This is a genomic window from Pseudoalteromonas sp. TAP-3C, from assembly GCF_059888565.1.
Window position 1 is genome coordinate 633,253 of the sequence record NZ_JCBFEM010000002.1, and the last position, 20,859, is coordinate 654,111.

20 protein-coding genes and 2 pseudogenes are annotated in these 20,859 nt (G+C 39.0%); 8 read left to right on the forward strand and 14 right to left on the reverse strand.

All coding sequences use genetic code 11. The annotated features are described in order from the left end of the window. Position 1 precedes the first annotated feature (1 nt). Positions 2-706 carry a TorF family putative porin gene (locus tag AC6H44_RS18705; protein ID WP_500738767.1) on the forward strand — a complete coding sequence of 235 codons (705 nt, stop codon included), beginning with the start codon at positions 2-4 and terminating at the stop codon, positions 704-706. Positions 707-808: 102 nt separating this feature from the next. Here AC6H44_RS18705 and AC6H44_RS18710 read toward each other — a convergent pair whose 3' ends face one another. Both AC6H44_RS18710 and fdxA read right to left on the reverse strand, forming a co-directional pair. Then, positions 809-3,052 carry a carbohydrate binding family 9 domain-containing protein gene (locus tag AC6H44_RS18710; RefSeq protein WP_500738768.1) on the reverse strand — a complete coding sequence of 748 codons (2,244 nt, stop codon included), beginning with the start codon at positions 3,050-3,052 and terminating at the stop codon, positions 809-811. Between the two features lie 126 nt (positions 3,053-3,178). After that, complete coding sequence (fdxA, locus tag AC6H44_RS18715) at positions 3,179-3,502, reverse strand: ferredoxin FdxA (protein ID WP_500738770.1); 324 nt, start codon at positions 3,500-3,502, stop codon at positions 3,179-3,181. A gap of 189 nt (positions 3,503-3,691) precedes the next feature. Between fdxA and AC6H44_RS18720 the strand changes: the two genes are divergently transcribed. Together AC6H44_RS18720 and AC6H44_RS18725 are read left to right on the forward strand one after the other, a co-directional pair. Then, positions 3,692-5,299, forward strand: a complete 1,608-nt coding sequence (locus AC6H44_RS18720) for an NAD(P)/FAD-dependent oxidoreductase (protein WP_500738771.1) — start codon at positions 3,692-3,694, stop codon at positions 5,297-5,299. 91 nt (positions 5,300-5,390) lie between these two features. Then, positions 5,391-6,896, forward strand: a complete 1,506-nt coding sequence (locus AC6H44_RS18725) for an amidase family protein (RefSeq protein ID WP_500738772.1) — start codon at positions 5,391-5,393, stop codon at positions 6,894-6,896. A 29-nt stretch (positions 6,897-6,925) separates the two neighbouring features. On the opposite strand, the gene AC6H44_RS18730 is transcribed toward AC6H44_RS18725, so the two are convergent. Next, positions 6,926-8,227 carry a DEAD/DEAH box helicase gene (locus AC6H44_RS18730; protein WP_500738773.1) on the reverse strand — a complete coding sequence of 434 codons (1,302 nt, stop codon included), beginning with the start codon at positions 8,225-8,227 and terminating at the stop codon, positions 6,926-6,928. A gap of 347 nt (positions 8,228-8,574) precedes the next feature. On the opposite strand from AC6H44_RS18730, the pseudogene AC6H44_RS18735 reads away from it, so the two are divergent. Then, positions 8,575-10,392 (forward strand): annotated as a pseudogene (locus AC6H44_RS18735) (Lnb N-terminal periplasmic domain-containing protein). 65 nt (positions 10,393-10,457) lie between these two features. Here AC6H44_RS18735 and dapA read toward each other — a convergent pair. Next, on the reverse strand, positions 10,458-11,375 hold the full coding sequence (dapA, locus tag AC6H44_RS18740; protein WP_500738774.1) for a 4-hydroxy-tetrahydrodipicolinate synthase: 918 nt from the start codon (positions 11,373-11,375) through the stop codon (positions 10,458-10,460). 171 nt (positions 11,376-11,546) lie between these two features. Between dapA and AC6H44_RS18745 the strand changes: the two genes are divergently transcribed. Continuing rightward, positions 11,547-12,200 (forward strand): DUF6058 family natural product biosynthesis protein, encoded by a 654-nt coding sequence (locus tag AC6H44_RS18745; RefSeq protein ID WP_500738775.1) that lies wholly within the window; start codon positions 11,547-11,549, stop codon positions 12,198-12,200. An 89-nt stretch (positions 12,201-12,289) separates the two neighbouring features. Here AC6H44_RS18745 and AC6H44_RS18750 read toward each other — a convergent pair whose 3' ends face one another. From AC6H44_RS18750 to AC6H44_RS18765, 4 genes are all read right to left on the reverse strand, one after another. Beyond that, positions 12,290-12,760, reverse strand: a complete 471-nt coding sequence (locus tag AC6H44_RS18750; protein WP_500738777.1) for a hypothetical protein — start codon at positions 12,758-12,760, stop codon at positions 12,290-12,292. A gap of 144 nt (positions 12,761-12,904) precedes the next feature. Next, positions 12,905-13,174 carry a DUF6624 domain-containing protein gene (locus tag AC6H44_RS18755; RefSeq protein ID WP_500738778.1) on the reverse strand — a complete coding sequence of 90 codons (270 nt, stop codon included), beginning with the start codon at positions 13,172-13,174 and terminating at the stop codon, positions 12,905-12,907. After that, positions 13,158-13,256, reverse strand: a complete 99-nt coding sequence (locus AC6H44_RS18760) for a hypothetical protein (RefSeq protein WP_500738780.1) — start codon at positions 13,254-13,256, stop codon at positions 13,158-13,160. Before AC6H44_RS18760 ends, AC6H44_RS18755 begins: the two co-directional genes overlap by 17 nt. 270 nt (positions 13,257-13,526) lie before the next feature. Continuing rightward, on the reverse strand, positions 13,527-13,874 hold the full coding sequence (locus AC6H44_RS18765) for a DUF3024 domain-containing protein (RefSeq protein WP_500739145.1): 348 nt from the start codon (positions 13,872-13,874) through the stop codon (positions 13,527-13,529). Positions 13,875-14,177: 303 nt separating this feature from the next. On the opposite strand from AC6H44_RS18765, the pseudogene AC6H44_RS18770 reads away from it, so the two are divergent. After that, positions 14,178-14,423: pseudogene (locus tag AC6H44_RS18770) on the forward strand (metal-dependent hydrolase); the annotation flags it as partial. A 7-nt stretch (positions 14,424-14,430) separates the two neighbouring features. Here the strand turns inward: AC6H44_RS18770 and AC6H44_RS18775 are convergent. Continuing rightward, positions 14,431-14,700 (reverse strand): hypothetical protein, encoded by a 270-nt coding sequence (locus tag AC6H44_RS18775; protein ID WP_500738782.1) that lies wholly within the window; start codon positions 14,698-14,700, stop codon positions 14,431-14,433. 252 nt (positions 14,701-14,952) lie between these two features. Here AC6H44_RS18775 and AC6H44_RS18780 point away from each other — a divergent pair, with 252 nt between their 5' ends. Further along, complete coding sequence (locus AC6H44_RS18780; RefSeq protein ID WP_500738783.1) at positions 14,953-15,219, forward strand: type B 50S ribosomal protein L31; 267 nt, start codon at positions 14,953-14,955, stop codon at positions 15,217-15,219. Further along, positions 15,216-15,350, forward strand: coding sequence for a type B 50S ribosomal protein L36 (gene ykgO / locus AC6H44_RS18785; protein WP_004586489.1), 135 nt, complete (start codon positions 15,216-15,218; stop codon positions 15,348-15,350). The genes AC6H44_RS18780 and ykgO overlap by 4 nt, the downstream gene beginning before the upstream one ends. A 69-nt stretch (positions 15,351-15,419) precedes the next feature. Here the strand turns inward: ykgO and AC6H44_RS18790 are convergent, their stop codons facing one another. The 5 genes from AC6H44_RS18790 to AC6H44_RS18810 form a co-directional block, all read right to left on the reverse strand. Beyond that, positions 15,420-15,806, reverse strand: coding sequence for an OsmC family protein (locus AC6H44_RS18790; RefSeq protein WP_500738786.1), 387 nt, complete (start codon positions 15,804-15,806; stop codon positions 15,420-15,422). Between the two features lie 9 nt (positions 15,807-15,815). Beyond that, the gene (locus AC6H44_RS18795) at positions 15,816-16,205 is read right to left on the reverse strand and encodes a cytochrome b562 (RefSeq protein ID WP_500738787.1); all 390 of its coding nucleotides are present in this window, start codon (positions 16,203-16,205) and stop codon (positions 15,816-15,818) included. 308 nt (positions 16,206-16,513) lie between these two features. Next, positions 16,514-18,142, reverse strand: coding sequence for a di-heme oxidoredictase family protein (locus AC6H44_RS18800; protein WP_500738789.1), 1,629 nt, complete (start codon positions 18,140-18,142; stop codon positions 16,514-16,516). A gap of 67 nt (positions 18,143-18,209) precedes the next feature. Then, positions 18,210-19,361 (reverse strand): imelysin family protein, encoded by a 1,152-nt coding sequence (locus tag AC6H44_RS18805; protein WP_500738791.1) that lies wholly within the window; start codon positions 19,359-19,361, stop codon positions 18,210-18,212. A gap of 10 nt (positions 19,362-19,371) precedes the next feature. Further along, on the reverse strand, positions 19,372-20,760 hold the full coding sequence (locus tag AC6H44_RS18810) for a hypothetical protein (RefSeq protein ID WP_500738792.1): 1,389 nt from the start codon (positions 20,758-20,760) through the stop codon (positions 19,372-19,374). Positions 20,761-20,859: the final 99 nt, after the last annotated feature.

Genomic DNA, 20,859 nt, shown 5'->3' on the forward strand with positions numbered 1-20,859 from the left:
AATGAAAATAACATTAAAACAACTTTTTATCGCTTTACCATTAACTGTTTTATCAACAACAGCAGCGGCTGACTGGTCAACAACCGTCACAGCGGCTTCTGATTATACATTTAACGGTGTATCGCAAACAGATAATGACCCAGCATTACAAGCAAGCCTTGACTACGCCTTTGACAGCGGCGTTTATGCCGGTGTGTGGGGCTCTAATGTCGATTTTGGTGATGACACCGATTTTGAACTTGACGCCTATGTAGGCAAGTATGTACAACTAAATAAACACGTTAGCGTTGACTACGGTATTGCTTATTACACTTACCAAGGCGCTAATAGCGATGGCAACTACGCAGAAGCCTACACTAAATTTGGTTACGCCAGCGATTATGGCCAAACTGAACTTAACTTTTGGTACAGCTGGGATTACTTTGGTTATGATACCGGCCATGTGATTTCGATGATTGCCCACACTTATGAGCTTGCACCAAATCATGCAATTCGTGCCAGCTTTGATATTTCAAACTCGCTTGATGGTGATAAATTTGAGTGGGATGAAGCCAAAGGTGACAAATCGTATTATCACTACCGCTTAGCATACCAAACAAGCTATGAAGGGTTTGGTATTGAAGTGGCAGCTGAAAATACCAGCCTAGACTACGATTACGCAGATGAGCGAATTGTACTGGCCATCTCACGTACTTTTGACTTGTAATAATTAGCTTTTACTTTCTAGTAAACATGAAAAAACACGCTACTGGATAGCGTGTTTTTTTGCCTAGTAAACTCTTACACTACTTTTATATTATTTGTAGCGTTATAACTGCCACGCATAACTGACTTTAGTAAAGAACGTACGTTGGTCACGCTCAATACTTTTTAATGCATCATCCTGATAACCTTTATCTGAATACCCTAAGTAAAATAACGTTTGCGCGTTAATTTTGTACGAGTAAACCAGCTGACTTCCATAATCTTTGTTAACCTGACTAACCTGATAGAAGTAAGCGTCTTCATTTTTATCTATATCTTCAAACTGTAAAATCAGTTTGAGCATAGCGCGCATACTAAACTTATAATAAAGCCTAAAATCAACTAAGTTTGCCGTGAAAACGCGCTGCCCTTGATCATCGTCTAAGTGGCTGTAGTTGTGTTTAACGTCCATCTGCCAATGATTATTTATATCCCAAACGACTTGAGATTGTGTTGTCAGCACATCACCTAATTGTTCATTTGTGTAATCAATCCGGCTCGCGTATTCTGTGTATAACGACAGTCTCAAATCTTTAAAAGGTCTAAATGCGGCGTAAATATAACCAATGTTTTGGTTATAAAAATTGCCGTTATAATTTTCGTAGCGATTTAATAAACCAAACTCAAATACAGACTGCTTTTGACCTTGAAACGTCATGTAACCTTCGTATTCTTCTTCAAGTAAATCGCCATTTTGAGCCCAGGTTTTATCCCAATCGGCGGTGTATGACCATGTTGTTAGCATGTCGTGCTCACCACCATACCACGTTTGCCCGCCACCAAAGCCTACTTTCTCGTAGTCTACTTTTTCTTGATAGCCTAAGTCGGTACGGTAATCTTCGCCAATATTGTCATAGGTAGCGTAAAGCTTATAATCGCGTTTATCGCGCGTTAGCTTTAATGCATACGCCCTATCAGACTGAGAGTCTGCTAAGTTATAGTTATCAATTAAAAACTCCGAGTTATTCGTATCCGCATTGGCTATTTGGTAATTGAGCGTATCTGAGCGATTAAACCAATAACTGCCATCAACCGATAACACGGTGTTACGGTAGTCGCTACTTTCTCGGTGTGTTGTCGTCACACCAATAGTGCCTTGTTGACCAATATCATATTGATAACGCGCTACGGCTGCTTTGGTTTTATCATTTAGGCTGGCAAAGCCCGAGCCTTGGTTACTTGGCAATAAAATATTACTGTTATCGTCATCAGCAAACATGAGCGCATAACTGTGGTTATTGGTTTTACCGGTCAACTTTGCACCAATATTAGGTTCAGCTATGGTGCGGGTGTAAAGGAGTTCAAATAAGTTACTTTTAAAGTACGACGCCCCATCTAAAAAAAATGGCCGCTTTTCGGCATAATAAATAGAGTAAGTAGTATTTACATCAAGCTCTAATGTATCGGTTTCTACCTGAGAAAAGTCAGGGTTTATTGTGGCATTAACCACCGCATCTTTGGTGATCCCCCAACGAAAATCAAGCCCTACTTGCGTATCTACATCGCCATTATCCCAATTACCGGGTACTTGTGTCTTTTTATCGTTTCTCAGTGTAGTTAATGTGGGTGTTAATTGCAGATTTTTACTCGGCGCTAAATTATTAAAGCCAGTTATTTTATCAAATTGGCATAAGCTGCATTTAATATCACGATCAAAGCCCGTACTTGATAATTGATACAAAACATCACGTTGATAGTTTCGCATCATAGAAAAACCCCAGGTAGATTCTGCATCACGTTGTGCAAAGCGCAGCGCTTTAAACGGGATACGCATTTCAACAACGTAACCTTGCTCATTAATAGTACCCGCGCTATCCCAAATGGCATCCCAAGAAATATCAGATACCCATTCATCGGTATCAGTCATGCGTATATCACCTTGTGCACCCAGAGGGTTTACGTGAAACTCATAGCCTGTGCGTTCATCGTTAAAGGTGTCAATCACTAATGAGACTGTATCATCTTGCCACAAGGTATCTCTGTCACGAAGCGCGGCACGAATTTGTGAGGGGTCGGGATCAAAAGCCACAAAAGCAACATATAAATTATGGCCATCGTCATAAATATATGCATCGGTTTTTACCGGTGGTGTGCCTTTTTCATTTGGCTCATCTTGAAAATTAATAGCAACATGGGTTGCCTCTTGCCAATGTGGCTCGTTGAGCACGCCATCCACATTAATATTTTTGTTAATGTGCGCAAGCTGATAATTAAGCTTATTGGCAAGTGCATTAGGGCTGAGAGTTAAAACAAAGCTGAAGCTGAACAACAACAGCCATTTTATTATTGTAGGTATAAAGTACTGCATAAACATCCGTTTAGGTGTATTCACTCGTTGCAAGTAAATTTTGTTCAGGATTGTAAATTATACAGACACATTTGTTAATAGTTGCGCACTATTATTTGCAATAAAATTAACAAATATAATGCGCGGTCAACAATCGAGAAGTTTTAGCTTATTGGCAACGCCATTCCAACTATCGGCATCGTCTGGGGCAGGTTTAGCTTGGGTAATACGTGGCCATATTTCTGCCAACTCCGCATTTAATTGGGTAAACTCTTTTTGCGACTCGGGTAATTCATCTTCTTGAAAAATAGCCTCAGCAGCACACTCTGGTACGCATAAACCACAATCAATGCAGTCTATTGGGCTAATAGCCAAAAAATTAGGGCCTTCAAAAAATGCATCTGCCGGGCATACTGATACGCAATCAGTGTACTTACATTTTATACAATTTTCGGTGACTACAAACGCCATATTGGTTTTATACCTGATGTTTTATTTTAGCAGTTTTGGATCATACCCAACCGCTACCAAAATACAATAAATAAGTGCCAAAAGTGAGTAGTTTAGCGTATTATATGCCGCTTATAATTTAGCGCTTTGTGCACTCCCCCTTATTGTGAGCGGTCTTTAATTTCCGCTATGACACCAAAAGAGACATTAATGATACGTTTAACCGAAATAAAGCTGCCGCTTGACCATGACGAAGATGCCATTGGCCAAGCCATTATCAATAAATTAAATATAAATCCTGAACAGCTGCACAGTTATAATGTATTTAAACGCGGTTATGACGCACGTAAAAAAAGTGCCATTTTACTTATTTATACGCTTGATATTGAAGTGGATAACGAAGCACACCTGTTAGCCTCGTTTGAAAAAGACCAGCACGTTAAAGTCTCCCCCGACACCAACTACAAATTTGTAGCGCACGCAAATAGCACGATTAAAGAGCGCCCGGTAGTGATTGGCTTTGGCCCTTGTGGCTTATTTGCCGGTTTAGTGCTGGCACAAATGGGCTTTAATCCGATTATTTTAGAACGTGGTAAAGAAGTACGCGAACGCACCAAAGACACTTTTGGCTTTTGGCGTAAAAAGGCGCTTAATACAGAATCAAATGTACAGTTTGGTGAAGGTGGCGCAGGTACATTCTCTGATGGCAAGCTCTACAGCCAAGTAAAAGATCCTAAACATTATGGTCGCAAAGTCATTACTGAGTTTGTAGAAGCCGGCGCGCCTGAAGAAATTTTGTACGTTAGTAAGCCGCACATTGGTACCTTTAAACTGGTGACCATGATTGAAAAAATGCGCGCCCGTATTATTGAACTTGGTGGTGAGATTCGTTTTAGCACCCGCGTTGACGACATTCATTTAGACAACGGCCAAGTGACAGGGCTTACACTTTCTAATGGTGAGCAGCTTGACACCCGCCATGTGGTATTAGCGATTGGCCACAGTGCCCGCGATACTTTTAAAATGATCCACGATAAAGGCATTTATGTTGAAGCTAAACCTTTTTCGGTGGGCTTTAGAATTGAGCATAAACAATCTATGATTGATGAGTGCCGTTTTGGTGATAATGCCGGCAACCCTATTTTAGGCTCTGCCGATTACAAACTGGTACATCATTGTAATAATGGCCGTACCGTTTATAGTTTTTGCATGTGCCCAGGTGGCACCGTGGTTGCTGCCGCCTCTGAAGAAGGCCGAGTAGTCACCAATGGCATGAGCCAATATTCACGCAGTGAGCGCAATGCTAACAGCGCCATTGTAGTGGGTATTTCGCCAGAAAAAGACTTTCCAGGGCACCCCCTTGCCGGTATTGAACTACAACGTAAATTGGAAGAGCACGCCTATGAACTCGGTGGTAAAAACTACGATGCCCCAGCACAACTTATTGGTGACTTTTTAAAAGGTAAATCATCAGCAAACTTAGGAGATGTGCAGCCTTCTTACACACCGGGTATTAAGCTCACTGATTTGAGTAAGGTATTACCGCCATTCGCGATTGACGCCTTACGCGAAGCAATTCCAGCCTTTAACAAACAAATTCGTGGCTTTTCAACCAATGATGGCTTACTCACTGGAGTAGAAACACGTACTTCATCACCCATTAGCATTAAGCGCGATAAAACTTACCAAAGTATTAATACCAAAGGGCTTTACCCTGCTGGCGAAGGTGCAGGTTATGCGGGCGGTATTTTATCAGCAGGCATTGATGGTATTAAAGCCGCTGAAGCAGTTGCTTTATCAATGTTAGAAAACGCTTAACCGCATTTAATTACACTTTATCGAAAAACCTCACATTGTGAGGTTTTTTTGTGCTAAAAATAAACCGTGTTTCCATAAAATAGAAAATAAAATGATTATAAAACGCCTACTTTTAATATTATGTGTTTGTGTTGTACCCAGTTTATGCGCCAGTGCTAATGTTCAAGCGCTTAAAACCATTGATGACATTCACAGTGCCTATAAAAATAATAGCACTACAGCTGAACAGCTTACCCGCACTTATATCGACAGAATAAACGCGCTCAATCCTAAATATAATGCGGTAATTAGTATTGAACCCACTGCAATTGAACAAGCCAAACAATACGATGCACTGTTTGAAGCCGGCAAATGGGCAGGCCCCTTACATGGTATTGCGGTATTACTTAAAGATAACATTGAAACAACAGGCACCTTACCTACCACAGCGGGTTCATTAGCACTTAAAAATAACGTTACCAATAACGATGCCTTTGTGGTTAAACAATTACGCCAAGCAGGGGCTATTATTTTAGGCAAAGCAAACTTAAGTGAATGGGCAAATTTTCGCTCATCGTATTCGTCATCTGGCTGGAGTGCGATAGGCGGACAAACACATAATGCACACGACGTAACTCGTAACCCGTGTGGTTCAAGCTCAGGCTCGGCTGTGGCGGTTGCTTTAAATTTTGCCCCTATTGCGCTGGGCACAGAAACCGACGGCTCAGTTACCTGCCCTGCTTCTGTTAATGGGGTGTATGCTATTAAGCCCAGCATGGGGTACGTTTCGCGCACAGGCGTAGTGCCACTTTCAAGTAGTCAAGATACTGTCGGTCCAATCGCACATTCATTAAAAGATGCGCTCACGGTATTATCAGTTATTCAAGGTGAAGACTCAGAGGATGCATCAACACTAAACATAAATAGAACGCCTGATAGCATAACACGTAAACCGTCACTGAGGATTGGCGCACTGCCTGCCAGCAAGTTTACTGTGGAAACACAAAAACTATACGCTAAGCAGTTACAAGCGCTAAAAGACGCAGGTCACACCGTAGTCAATGTTGCAGTAAAAGATGACTTGAGCACACTTTATGTTGATGAATACGCCATATTGCTTTACGACTTTAAAGCCGAAATTAATCAGTATTTAAGCCAAACACCAGCGCAAGTAACGGTAAAAAGTTTGGACGATTTAATTGCATTTAATAAAGCAAATCAGCGCGAAGAAATGCCCTATTTTGAGCAAGATATATTACTGCAAGCTAACGCGGTTGATGTGAGTGAGAAACAATACTATCAAAAAATCAAGGCGCGATATCGCGCACTGGCAAAGCGTGCCATCAGTAATTTATACAGCACTAATGAGCTAGATATTGTAATTGCCCCCACCGTTTCACCGGCGTGGAAAACCGATTTAATTAATGGTGATAACTTTAAAGGCAGTAGCAGTTCATTGCCTGCCATTGCAGGAACAACCCATATTACTTTGCCTGTAGGTAAAGTGAGCCATTTGCCGGTTGGCTTGTCGGTTATAGCTAATCAAAACGCTGAAGCGGCTGCTTATGCTTACGCTGCTATTATCGATAATGTATTGGGCACAAAAAAACCTGAGTAAACTCAGGTTTTTTTTATCGCTTAGCTGTCTTACTTTTTAAGTGACAGCTTTTCGCCTTTTAAGCTTTTACGTACATTAGAAATACGTGAGCGATTTTTCGCTCTGGCTTCACCGGTAGCTTGCCCTGATGGCTTATTAGCACGGGTACGGCGTAAATGCGCCGGCTTTTTACCAATTTTATCAATCAGCACTTCACGGTTACTTACTTCGTAGCCTTCTAAGTAAACACGTTTAATTTTTTGACCAATTAATGTTTCAATTTCAAATAACATGTTTTCTTCTTCGCGGCTTACAAACGAAATTGCCTGTCCTTGGTTACCAGCACGGCCTGTACGACCAATACGGTGTACGTAGTCTTCAGCAAGCCAAGGTAAATCAATATTAATAACGCGTGGTAAACCGTCAATATCAATACCACGAGCTGCTACTTCTGTGGCGACCAGTACGCGTACTTTGCCCTCTTTAAATTCGCTAAGAGCACGACGACGGTTACCTTGTGATTTATCACCATGACATACTGCCGCTGGAATACCGTCTAAGTTAAGCTCGGTAACTAGCTCATCGGCGGTTTCTTTCATGTTTACAAACACCAGCACTTGCTGCCAATTTTTCTTACCAATCAGCTCAGAAAGCAGTTCTTGCTTACGGCGCTCTTCTACTGGGTAAACCACGTGTTGTACTGTGCTGGCGGTGCTGTTAGTTTGATCAACACGAATAATTTCAGGCTGCTTTAAAACTTTAGAGGCAAATTGTTTAATTGCGGCTGGAAAGGTGGCTGAAAACAATAAAATTTGACGCTCATCGGCACAGCTTTTTATCACGTTTTGCATATCGTTAATAAAGCCCATATCGAGCATACGGTCGGCTTCATCAAGTACCAAGTGTTTTACTTGGGCAAGGCTTAAATTACCTAAACGAATATGATCAAATAAACGCCCTGGTGTTGCCACTACAATATCAACACCTTGTTTAAGTGCGATTTCTTGCCCTGCGGTATTAACCCCACCAAATAAGCTCACTACTTTTAATGAGGTATACTTAGCAAAGTCTTTAAAATTGTTCGCTATTTGCTCTGCAAGCTCACGCGTAGGCGCAAGGACTAAGGCGCTTGGCGCATTGTTAGTACTGCAATCTGACTCAAATAACTTTTGGATAATGGGCAGTGCAAAGGCGGCGGTTTTACCTGTGCCAGTTTGCGCACTCGCTAAAACGTCTTTACCTTTACGAACGGCCGGAATAGCTGCGCGCTGAATGGGCGTAAGGGTGTGGTAATTAAGTTCGTCTAACGCCTGAATAAGTTCAGGGGCAAAACTAAAAGATTTAAAATTCATTGCTGTATAACCTGCGGCCACATTATCAAAGGCCGCAAATTATACAGTAAAATAGCTTAAACAGTTAGTTTTAAACGTTCGAAACCACTAATTTATAAAATGCAGGGTAATTAGCGATTATTAGCCGCTGTTTAAGTTAGCTAAATGATTTTAACTTGCAATATTAATCCCCGCTCATTCACTTCTTTATTGCAATTTTATAAATTTTACACTTTTATTTTACATTATGTTACATAACTATTTGCATTTTATGAATTAGTTGAAGGTAAAATTACAACTAGCTTTTCATCTCAATGCGCTGCAATCTAATAATTAAAGGGCTTAACAGCCCTTTTTTTGGTTAAACAATGAAACCTCTATTTTATTTAATTAGCTTTTTTTTATTCATTTCTTTTTCAAGTTTTGCCACGCAATCTATCTCTGTTTTAGCCAAACACCCAATATGGTTGAAATTAGGGCATTACAAAAACCTACCAACCACCATTAGTTATATTACTAACGATTCATTTTTTATTGCAGATAACGGGCGTGGCGATCCAGTTGCCGAGTTAAAAGCAACAATCCACGCTTTTAATACCCAGCCCTTAATGCCATGTCGCTACCCTGCGCGTTACCAATGGCTCAAAGAGCAAGGTTTAACCTTTTCAACCCCTGATGCACAATGCCCAAAATTACAACAATGGCGAGATCAGCAAGCAATTCACTCTGTTAGTTTAGTATTTGCCTCTGGTTATATGAGTAACCCGGCGTCGTTATATGGTCATTTATTACTTAAACTTAACCGCTCAACCGAATCAAAAAACAAATTATTAGATTACAGCATTAACTATGGCGCACATGTTCCTGACAATGAAAACGGCTTGATGTATATTCTCAAGGGCTTGTTTGGTGGTTATACAGCCGGTTTTTCAGACCAACTATTTTACCGCCACCAGCATAATTACGGCGAAATAGAATTATGAGATTTGTGGGAATATACCCTCAACCTTAATGAGCGCGATGTCGCTTTCATTGCTAATCACTTATGGGAAATTTTAGGCACAGAATTTGATTATTACTTTGCCGATGAAAACTGTGCATTTCATCTTGCGCAAATTATTGAGTTGATTATTGGCGATCAGCTAACCAAATCAAGCCCGCCTTGGGTGATGCCAGCCACTATTTTTTCAAGATTAAACACAGCCACTTATCAAGGGCAACCCGTAGTTAAAAAAATCACATTTACCCCCTCGCGCGACACTGTATTTTCAAAGCATGTGCAATCTTTAAGTGAAAAAGAGCTCAGCTTTGCTAAACAAATCTTTGCCGAATCAGCAGTACTTATCAGCGAATCGTTTTTAACTTTGTCAGTACAGTCTCAAAAGGCCATTATTGGCGCCCTATTTGAACTTGTACAAGTGAAACAAATTCAAAAGCAAACTCCTGTAAAAATAAGTGAGTTAAAAAATGCGCTTATAAAAGCGCGCTTAAAGCTGCCAATGGGCGAAAACAAAGTAAAATTTCAATTTACCCAGCAGCCACCACATAAAGGCCAAAAGCCCTCTAACAGCTCAATTTCTGCAATCCACACAGCTGAGCAAACACAATACACTATGGGTTTTAGGTTGAGTTATTTTGATACCCTTGCCTCTGATGTTGCGCGCATTCCATTTTCTAATTTAGAAATGTTAGATACCGAGCTGATGTTTACAGCTGACGAAACTTACATAAACAAAATTCATTTATTAGATTTGGAGTCATTCAATCCTAACCTGTTACCGTGGACTAATGAATCTAAGTGGTCATCGAAAATCAATGTTGGATTCGACAGGCAACCAGCACTGTGCAGAACCTGTAAACGCAACTTTATTATGGGGGGAGCCGGACAAGCTTGGCAATTGAGCAACAACACCTTAGCCTATAGCCTAATAAATGGTTATTTAGGCGACTTAGCTAAAAACAGCCACTTTTATGATTCATCGGTAGAGGTTGGGTTTATTACCGGTACTCGCTCAGGTGTTAAACTCAGAGCATCCTATGAAAAATCTTTCGTAAATGCTAAAAACCCAGCACACACTAAATTAGAATTGGCGGTGCCTATCAGCCAAGATGTTGATATTAGATTGGCCGTAGCTCACGCTAATTCAGCTATGTGGCAGCTTAAGCTCAATTACTATTGGCAGTGATATAAAAAGCAGCCTAGGTGTAGGCTGCTTTAAAATAGTTAGCGTCCAATAAATGGGTTAACAGTTTACGATAAAATCAAAACCTGACTAATATCCACACACTGCGCTCGGCTACCGACAAAATCTTGTTCATTAAGCTGATTAATGAGCGTTTCTCCTTGTTGCTGTTGCTCATCGCTAAGTGGGACATAAGGCATTCTAAACACAGGGTTAACAGCACCGGTCATCATCAACGCGGTGTTAATAGCAATGGGGTTTGGCTCGCAAAACAGCCAGTTTATTAATGGTTGTAATGAATTGTTAAGCTCATCATTTTTGCTATCCATTAACTCACGGAACAAACCAGGGATCAGGTTAGAGGTGACTGAAATAACCCCATGTGCGTTATGAATATGACGTGCATCGTGTGCTTCGTCATCATTACCAGACCAACACGCAATACCTTGTTGTTCATAGTGCGCTATACGCTCATTGCCACCACATTCTTTAACACCAATAAAGTGTTCATGCTGTGCCAGTGGTTCAATAATATCTGGCGTTAGGTCTTGCCCTGTGCGCCCTGCTACGTTGTAAATAAACGCCGGGCCAATATCAAGCACGCGTTTAAAGTGCTCTTTAACACCCGCAATAGAGGTACGCCCGTAGTATGGGTTAATTTGCAATGAGGCATGCATGCCGCTGGCAAAACCATATTTTGTTGCTTTAATTGCTTCGCGCGTATTATTACTGCCGGTGTTGCCTACAATCAGTAATTTATCGCCAAATTTATTGGCACTGTGCGCAATCAGCATTAAATGCTCTTCCCAGTTCATTAACTGGCCTTCACCGGTTGTGCCACCAACGACTATGCCCTCAACACCCGCTGCAATTTGTATTTCAACGAGTTCATCATACTTTGCAAGATCGATTTCACCATTGGCTAAATAAGGTGTTTTAATTGCAGTAATAAGGCTTGCTTGTTTAATTTGTTCTAGGGTGCGCATAAAAAAATCATGGTTATTAATACTTGCTCTATTTGTACCATATTTACCGCGCTATTTGCAGTGATAGCCAGTATTTAATTATAAAATGGCTTGTGTTATTGAGTTTGATGATACAAAATAAATAACTGTATAAATAAACAGTATCTATTTTTTACTATTAAGCGAGCCGCTATGCGTTTATCTGACTATTTAAGCACTCATTTTTATCACACTGATGAGTTATGCCAAGCACTAAACATAGACACTGACACCCTTGAGAATTGGCAAGCACAGAGCATTTTTCCAAAGCCGAGTTATTGTATTAAAAATAAAATAAGCTGTAGCTCTTATTCAGGTTTGTATGAATGCGAAGAATACGATGATTATTATCCGCGTGGCTGCGTAAACTGGGGGCAAGGGATAATAAAACAAAAAATTGAGTCATCTAATCAAGCGTTTAATTTTTTTGCCCAGCACTATACCCAATGTTTGGCTAAGCTTGCACAACAAGGCTTTATATTTAGCGAAGAGCTGTTTGGTTGTGAAATAGACGAGCATTTACAGCAAGTATGGCAACAGTTTTTATGCAGCAAATATGGGGTGCTCACCCAAAATGGCTTAATTGATGAAATTGTGGCTGTGGATATTGGCCGATTATTAGTAGACGATATAACCGAGCTGCGCAGCAAGGCCAGTTTAGATAAAGATGAACGCACCCGCATTCACCCCGCCATGAAGCTTTTAAATAAAGCCCTTAGCCATGGCGCCGATCACGAAAAGCAACTCACATTACGTAGCCGCTATATTGATGCCCTTATTTTAAAATACGACTTGTCAATTAAATAAAGAGGAGTGTTTGGCTGGGGAATGAGCTGGTTATAGTGTTGTTGTTTTTTAACATTTCAAACAGCAGACAATTGCTTTGGCTTGTTATATTAATTGAATTTTATTCCAACAAACTCATATCTCGCATATTTGTTTTTCCCATCCCATTTTTCAGGCATCGCTTTAGTCAACTTTGCATTTCTTAGTAAATCATCTTCGGATTTAGTGATTAAGCACATCTCTGAGTAATCTTTACATAGCTCTACTAAAGACTTATGGCATTTTATTTTTTCTTGATATATTTTTAAGAGCATAATAGAAAGGGGTAAAATATGGTCTGATATTAATTTTTCGTCCGATTCTTCATTAATCACAATTTGTGCAGCGTTGCTTATAAATTTAACATTTAGTTTATTGTTATTACCTTTATAACTTGGGCAGGATTTGTTTACTGCCTCTCTCAACACAGTTCTAACTGCAAACTTAGTCGCAGCATTGATCTCCATTTCGGACAACAATTTTTCGGCAACCTTACAAAGATTTATAATTCCTTGTTTATTTTTTTCTGAAGAGACTTTCATTTTATTTCTCAAATATAACCCTCTGTTAACAGGAAAATTTGTTGGCTAAATGGCTACGAAGGCGCAAAAGCCAACTGTTTTTGTCCTTGTTTGACAGCTTTTATATGTACATCAATTCAAATCTATTTCAGGGTGCTCTTTAATTCAATAGATTTGTTTCTTTCCTTGTCCAATTAGAACTCTATCAGTTAATAGAGCCACTTGTTGTCCGCTAACCCCTTCACTTTTCAGATATAGTTGTTTTAAATAAGGAAGCATTTTTTCTTTAAATAAAACATCAGGTGAATGCTGTATGACTAAAAATGCTGCTCCAACACCCCCAACCCCAACCCCAACTAAATCTTTCGATACCCATGAATACTTTTTAATGATAGCTTTAAGTTTTGCTATATTACTTTTATCTATTTTTACCATTTTTTTCTAGGAGTTCTTTAGGTGGGTTTTGCCACCCTGACTCTCCTATTTTGTTCCGAATATGTTGATCTTGGCTCTCCATTTCAATTAGTTTTTTTGCAAAGGAAGGTTAAATTCGGCAAAAAATAAAAAGGTATTATCAATAGTAAAAATATATGACGCATCAACAGAACTCTCCTTGTACATATAACAATTTTATCTACAACACTTTCGGTTTATAAACCAAAAAACGCCCCTATATTCCATTATATTTATAATCAAAGAAACATATGTAAACAATTAGTTAGCTTCAAGTCTGTATATGGCAACAAAAAAATCAAAATGGGTGTCTTGTTTATTTAATGTTTTATTTTTAACTCCAAAAACAGCTGTATTCATCGGCAGCAACTGTTTGTGTAAAAGAAGATAATTCCTTTACTGATGGTACTGGTTCATAGCTATGCCATTTAAAATCAGATTTCATCCAGTAAATTTTCCACTTATTTTTAGATTTAACGTACGTTGCTTTTGCAATTGAGCATTCAGTTATTTGAGTAGGATCATTCCACGCAGGTCTAAGCTCAAAGATTTCAATACTTTGCCTATCAAAACGATAAGAGATATCAACTTGCGCTCTCAGTTCAACAGGTGGACGATGAACGACTAAAAAATCCTCGATTACCTTTCCATATCTTTTTAATTCAAACTCTGAGAATGCCATTAAAATCCTAACAATAGTAATTTTGATTGAGTTTACACTGTTAGCTAATTGATTTGCAAAACCATACTCAGTTTTGAGCACAAAAGCACATAACAATTTAATCTACGACATTTATCGTTTCATAAACCAACAAATATCATATTGTAGTGCATTTTAATCATAAGAAATTTGTAAACAATTGGTTAGCATTGAATCTGTTTATATCAGTTACAACTTACGGCATCATGTTATGCTGATAATAATGACGGTTTTAAGGTTAAGCTCAGTATAAACACTGCAGTTGCATTTTTTAGACGGGTTAATATGGACTCTTTAACACAAGTGGCATTAGGCAGTGCCGTAGGCTATGCGGTACTGGGCAATAAAGTAGGCAGAAAAGCCGTTGCATGGGGCGCTATTTTAGGCACTTTACCTGATTTAGATGTATTTTTACCTTACGGTGGCAGTGTAGAAGCGTTTACCTATCATCGTGGTTTTAGTCATTCTTTATTGATGCATTTATTAATAAGCCCGCTGATTGTGTGGTTAATTTTAAACCTAACAACAGGCCACTAAGCTAGTTTTGGTGCTCGTACTGCCCACGATATACTTCAAATACTTTTAATACGGTTTGTTGTTCTTTTAAAAGAGAGTCAAACCAATCGTCAAATAACTCATCATCTTCTTGTTCGCTTAATGCTAAATAGTGAGCAAGTAGTTCAATGATGTCGTTATGAGAATACCCTAGTGAATCAACTTGACTTGCCAATGCTCGGTGATCGCGCTCTTTGAGCATATCCATGACTCCTTGGTCGATTTGGTCCTGTTTCGGTTGAGCGTCACTCATAAACTACCTCTATTCTACGTAATTAAATTTTTATTATTATGTTTGTTGAGTCTAGTTATAGCAGCCTAAATACTAATAGCCAGTACTTTTGATCTAAGTGCTTATTTTTTGACTAGATTGTGCAAATACGCAGCAATCACGGTGCTATAAAAACTATGTAACCAGAGTTAAGGCTATTTAAAATGATTTGCAAAGGGAAAATAAATGCGCTAAATTAAATGTTATACTATCACATAGCATTTAAGGTGTTTAATGAAACCAAATATTCATCCCGATTACCAAGTAGTTGCTTTTCATGATACGGCAGCCGATTCATATTTCATTATAGGTTCAACCATCAAAACCAACCGCACTGTAGAAATAGAGGGTAAAACATACCCGTATGTACCTATTGATGTATCAAGTGACTCACATCCATTTTATACAGGAAAACAAAAAACGCTTGCCACTGATGGCCGCATTGCACAATTTAATCGTCGTTTTAAAAACCTATCTACAGCTAAAAAGGAAAATAAATGAAAGTATTAAGCTCATTAAAAAGTGCAAAACAACGACCTGGTTGTCAAATTGTTAAACGTAAAGGACGTGTGTTCGTGATATGTAAAGATAACCCTAGATTTAAAGCCGTACAGGGTATGAAAAAAAAGTAGAAAGTTAAAACAATAATGCCGAGTGTATAATTACTCGGCACTATTAAACGTGTTTCATTAATTGAAGGCTTACTTCACTTCAACAGAAAACTCAGGCACTGCTTGAATTACTTTTTTAACAGTACACGTATTTACTGCTGCTATAAGTGCTTTTTTATATTTATCGGGAAAACCTTCAGGCAATCCAATTTCGATAGAAAAACGTTTTTTACCGTTTTCATCTACATTTTCGTTATTTTGTGTCAGTGTCATCCCTTGTGTCGAGATCTCTCTTTGCTGGCAAAATTTACGTGCATAAAAACCAGCGCACAAAACCATGCTTACTAAAAAATAGTCAAATGGTTCGGGGTGTTCTGCATCACCACCCGCGTTTATACTTTGATCGCTAATAACTTCATGCTCACCAAATTTAGCACTTAGCTTTTGACCGTCTAACATTGAAACTGAAATTTCCATTGCTGATCCTTATTTTCCGAACAATAATTCAAAAAAGCCTGGAGGCTCATGTAATTTGTGATATTTTTTGCGTAATTCGTCGATGGCTTTAAGCGGTATTTTTGCAGCTTCAAGCCCCTGCTCATTGGCTGCTTTTTTTGCTAATTGGGCTTGAATAAGCACTTTATCGAGTCCTTGCACTGATTTTTCAGCTTCTTTATAAAATTTAGCCCCTTTACTCACCTCAACCAAGTTTATAAATTGATTAATAGACGTGTTAAACTCTGCCAATGACGCCGCGTTAACAGCTTGTTTGTAAGCAAGCCCTGTATTTTTCATATTAACTTCAAGATCAACATCTTCATTGGCAGTAACTGCTTGACTAAATAGTAATACAACCAACCATAAGAGTGTTTTCATTTATTAATCCTAAATTTAGTTACTGCATACTCTCCAAATTAAGCATTTTATAACACAATACGGGCTATGTTCCTAAACTTTGTATTTATACAGGGTTTTTATATGCTTGTTTTACCTAGTCATTAAAGCTTACTAACTTTATATTATTAATTTTACAATAGTATGTTTGATTTTTAGGCAAGGCAAAGACTATCTATACCCAAGTTATCTCAAAATCGACTAAAGCATAAAGAGTTACAATAAAAATAGTATTTTTTGTAACCGTAAACCCCCTTTACAACCTTATTGATTATGATAAAAATAAGCGCTTATAATGATTGTAAGAAAGTAATAACTTGCTGGCGTTTATAACTTGGTAATTCAGTAAACATTTTTTTACTTGTATGTGCTTCACCACCGTGCCACAAAATTGCTTCTTCTAAGCTTGCGGCTCGGCCATCATGTAAAAAACCAGCGCTAGGGTTAACTGTTTTAGTCAAACCAATACCCCACAAAGGCCTCGTTTTCCATTGTCTGCCAGACGCTAAAAAGTCACGGCGATTATCAGCTAGTTCCTCACCCATATCGTGTAAAAGCATATCCGTAAATGGCCAAATAACTTGTCCTTTAATACCTTCAGGTGCTTTTACACCGCCGAGCATAAGATCACTTTGTGTAGAGGTCGTAAAGCTTGGTGTGTGACAGCCATTGCAGTTGATCTCAGAAAAAAGCTTAGCGCCAGCTCTCACATCTTGATTACTTATATCGCGTCTTGCAGGTACTGCTAGTGTTTGTGCGTAAAAAACCACCGCATTTGAAAACTCATCACTTGCTTCCGGTAAACCTTGTGCATCTGTGCCTGTATCTTGATAGTTAGTACGTGATAGGTAACTGTCATGCATTAAGGTGTTTGCAATACTTTCTTGTGTAAATAATGAATTTGTTACTCCCATATCTCCACGTAATGCTGCCAATGACTGTTGACGTACCGATGGGGTGCTGGCTTTCCAACCAAAGCGCCCTAATGACACAGGATTATTTATTCCTTGTTGAGCTTTTACTGCATCAAATACCCAATTGGCTTGACCTTTGATGCCATCATTATTGCTGTCTGTTGGATCTTCTAATGCCAAAATATCTTCATCTGTTATCGCCTCTAATAAGCCAAGACCAAATACCGGCATACCATTGCGTGCACTAAACTGAACATCACTACTGGCTAATTCGCTCAATGAATAATTACTTGGCGAATCCCATGCATTATCAACCTCAAAAATTGGCTGCTTTAAAGTAACCGTATGCCCATCAGGGTATGCGAACTCAGTGTATTTATAACTTAAGTAAACATCTGCTTGGCCACCAAAGTGATTTTGTTGCCAATCTTCTCGCGCTTGTAATACACCACGATGAAACAGTTGATCGCCAAAGCCTGGGACTGGTGTATTTTTACAATAATCATTGGTACTATTTGGCTGAACGCACACACCATCAGCTAAGCTTACACGTAAAAATATTCCAGCATCGCTGCTTAATTTAATTCTGCCATCGGGGGTACTTGGCAATACGGTACTTGGACGGCCATCTCGTTGGTGACAACCATTACAATTGTTATTATTAAAAACGGGACCCACACCATCTAAATCAGGATGCGTGTCATTAGGGGCTGTGGTAAATGCTGTTTCAAAATCAGCATCTCCATCAAGATGTAAATTAAGCTCAGTTTCTGACAAATTTGGCATAGGTGTTGAAAAACCATGCCCAGAATTATTTGTATCATACGTTGTTGCATCACCAGCAAGTGCACTGACATCTATGTACGAAGGTAACTCTTCAACTATTGGTGGGGTTACTGGGTTAGGGTTAGTATTTGTATCACTGCTACTGCCACCTCCACCACACCCGCTCAGCATTGCTAAACTGAAAAATAAAGATGTATATGGCTTAATTGCTTTTATCATGACGGTTTCTTTTTAATGTTAAGAGAAAAAGGGAAGCATTTGCTTCCCTCTTCATTTATTTATACAGTTATACGTCCCATTTTTTAAGTAATGGAACAACTTCTTCTTCAAGTGATTTTTGTAACTCACCTAAGCTATCAATGGCAGCCTGAACTCTTACTCGCGCATCGTCATCTTTAATTGCTTGACGAAATGGCATGTTATTTTCACCCGCGATTGCTTCAATAGCAGTAATTGCTGCGCTGATCTGCGTTTCAACTTTAGCTGCAAGTGTTGCATCCCCCGCTTCAATTAATGCTTTAAGACCTGGGCTATCATTTTCGTTTGCAAACGTACCTAAATAAACGTTTTGAACACCTTTTATGTTATCGCTAAAGTCTGTTAATGAATTCCAGCTATACTGCGACTCTACTTTAGATGTATCCGCATTATCTTTTGTGGTATTGAATGGTTCTGCAATTTTGCCATTCCCTACCTCATCTACAATACCAATCAAACCATTTACTAATTCTTCAACCACACCTAAATTTGAGGCATATTTGTCGTTACCCGGAGTTAAAAGGTAATCTTCATAAGCTGGCTCTTTATCACCATCAGCAGATACTGTCCATGCACTTGAAAGGCTATCTGTGTAAAATACAAACACTTCAGCGCAGGCAATTAAATATTCAATTTCACGTACTGTCATTTCAGCAATGGCTTTTTCGTTGTCAGCAATGCCATCACCAAACAATAAAAACTCCATAGTATGAAAACCTTGCACGCCATCATCTAAGCCTTTAATGGTGTCTGCAGTAAATACAGTATCGCTGGCAAGCAACGTGTTTAAATCTGTGGTGTTTAGTGGCCATGTATCTAAATGCGGATCAATTGATAAACTGTCTACAGGGCCAAATATATGTGATTCACCTTGCTCCCAATACACCCGAGCGTTTTTCCATGCTTGCTGTGCCTTGTCAAGTGAAGCCTGAGTTCGGTTATTTAATAAATCTTGTGTTGCTACGTACAAATCATCAGCCCGTGTGTCAAGCATTTCATAGCCATCAACGATAACTTCTGATGTCACATTTTTAATTAAATCAGTCGCATCATACGTAAATTTCGTTGATGCTACTGGTGGTGGCGTGGTAGAACCTGAATCATCAGATGATGATGAACCACATGCAGCGAGTGTAGATGCTAAAATTATTGCTGTAATGCTATTAAGTACCGTTTTCATCCTGTAAATCCTATAAAGTAGTTGAGAATATATAGCCGATAGACGCGCTAAAATGAGTGGTGTTATCAATGTTGCTTTGCGCATATTGACGTTGGCCACCTTGGAATTTTAAAATTAAATTTTTATTTGGTAAGTAGTTAATACCCATACTAAACTCGCTAATGTCAAAGCGATCAATCGGCGTGCCTTTAGCAACTTCTAGTAATGGGTTTGCATAATCGAATGAGGTAAATACATACAGCGGACCAGACAAGTTAAACATATGCTGTGTGTTATACGCTGCTTCAAAAAATGCAGACTCTGACTTACTACCAAGCTGAGAAAAACTACCAGGACGAAGACCTGGCGTGGTTTTATTCGCATTGGTAATAGCAACAGAATCTTCAAGCTCACCGTATAAGTATTGCCCGCGTAATGTGAAATCTTGATATTCCCACGCGCCATGAACACCTAAAATAGAGACATTCCCATCAACATTTAACTTGCCTTGGTTGCGGCGGTTTCCACTTGTATCGCTGTTGTAATAACTGATACCTACGCCTTTACCTTTTTTAACATCGCCATAATCAAGACGTAAAGTAAGCGCTAAATCATCGGCAGTGTTAGTTTCAAAACGTTGTTGCGCGCCACCAGCAATCCAGTTTGTGGTGCGAAAATATTCTGAGTTTAAACCAGTACTTAACATCGTCTGCAACGTAAAATCTTGCCAGTTGGTGATCAAGTTAACCCCAGTTTCATGCCATACTTGCGGGATCATACTCGCTTCACTCCAATGGCGTGACGTAGTAAAGTATTGATCTGGTTTGTTTAAATCTGTTCCTAAGCCAACAGGTACGTATATATGACCAAATTTAACCTGCACATTCGGGTTAAACTCATATTTTACCTGCAGTTTTTCGACAATGACTTCACCACCTGCTTCTACTTCACTTTCAAATTCACCAAACTCTTCAAAACCATCGTATTCAAGCGTTGTGCCTGTGCCACCGTGTTCATACTCAATTTCGAATTCTATTTGCCAATTTTTATTAATTTGATATTCAAATTCAGTTACTACACGCTCTAAGTCGGTTGTGGCTCGACGATCTGGTGATATGTCTTGAATGTTGTCGAATATTTCATCACTACGATAAGCTAAAGTGCCATAACTTTTAAAGGTAAGTGATGAAGCTTGTTGGTGTTCAGTTGCTAAAGGCATAGCCTGCGGTTGAGGCTTGATAACTGCTATCTCCTCAACTGCTTGCTGTTTTTTTAATTGATCCTTTAATGCCATAATTGCTTGCTGTTGCTCAGCCAATTGTTTTTGTAACTGTATTAATTGTGTTTCAACATCTGCTGCAAATACTGATACAGGCAAAAAAGCAAAATAAAATGTAGTTAAAATAGTTGTTTTTTTCATCACACCCCCCAAATTTAATGATAATGGTAATGATAATGATTACTGATAAAATTGTAAATCTATTATTTCAATAATTAACATAACATGATTCAGTGAGAT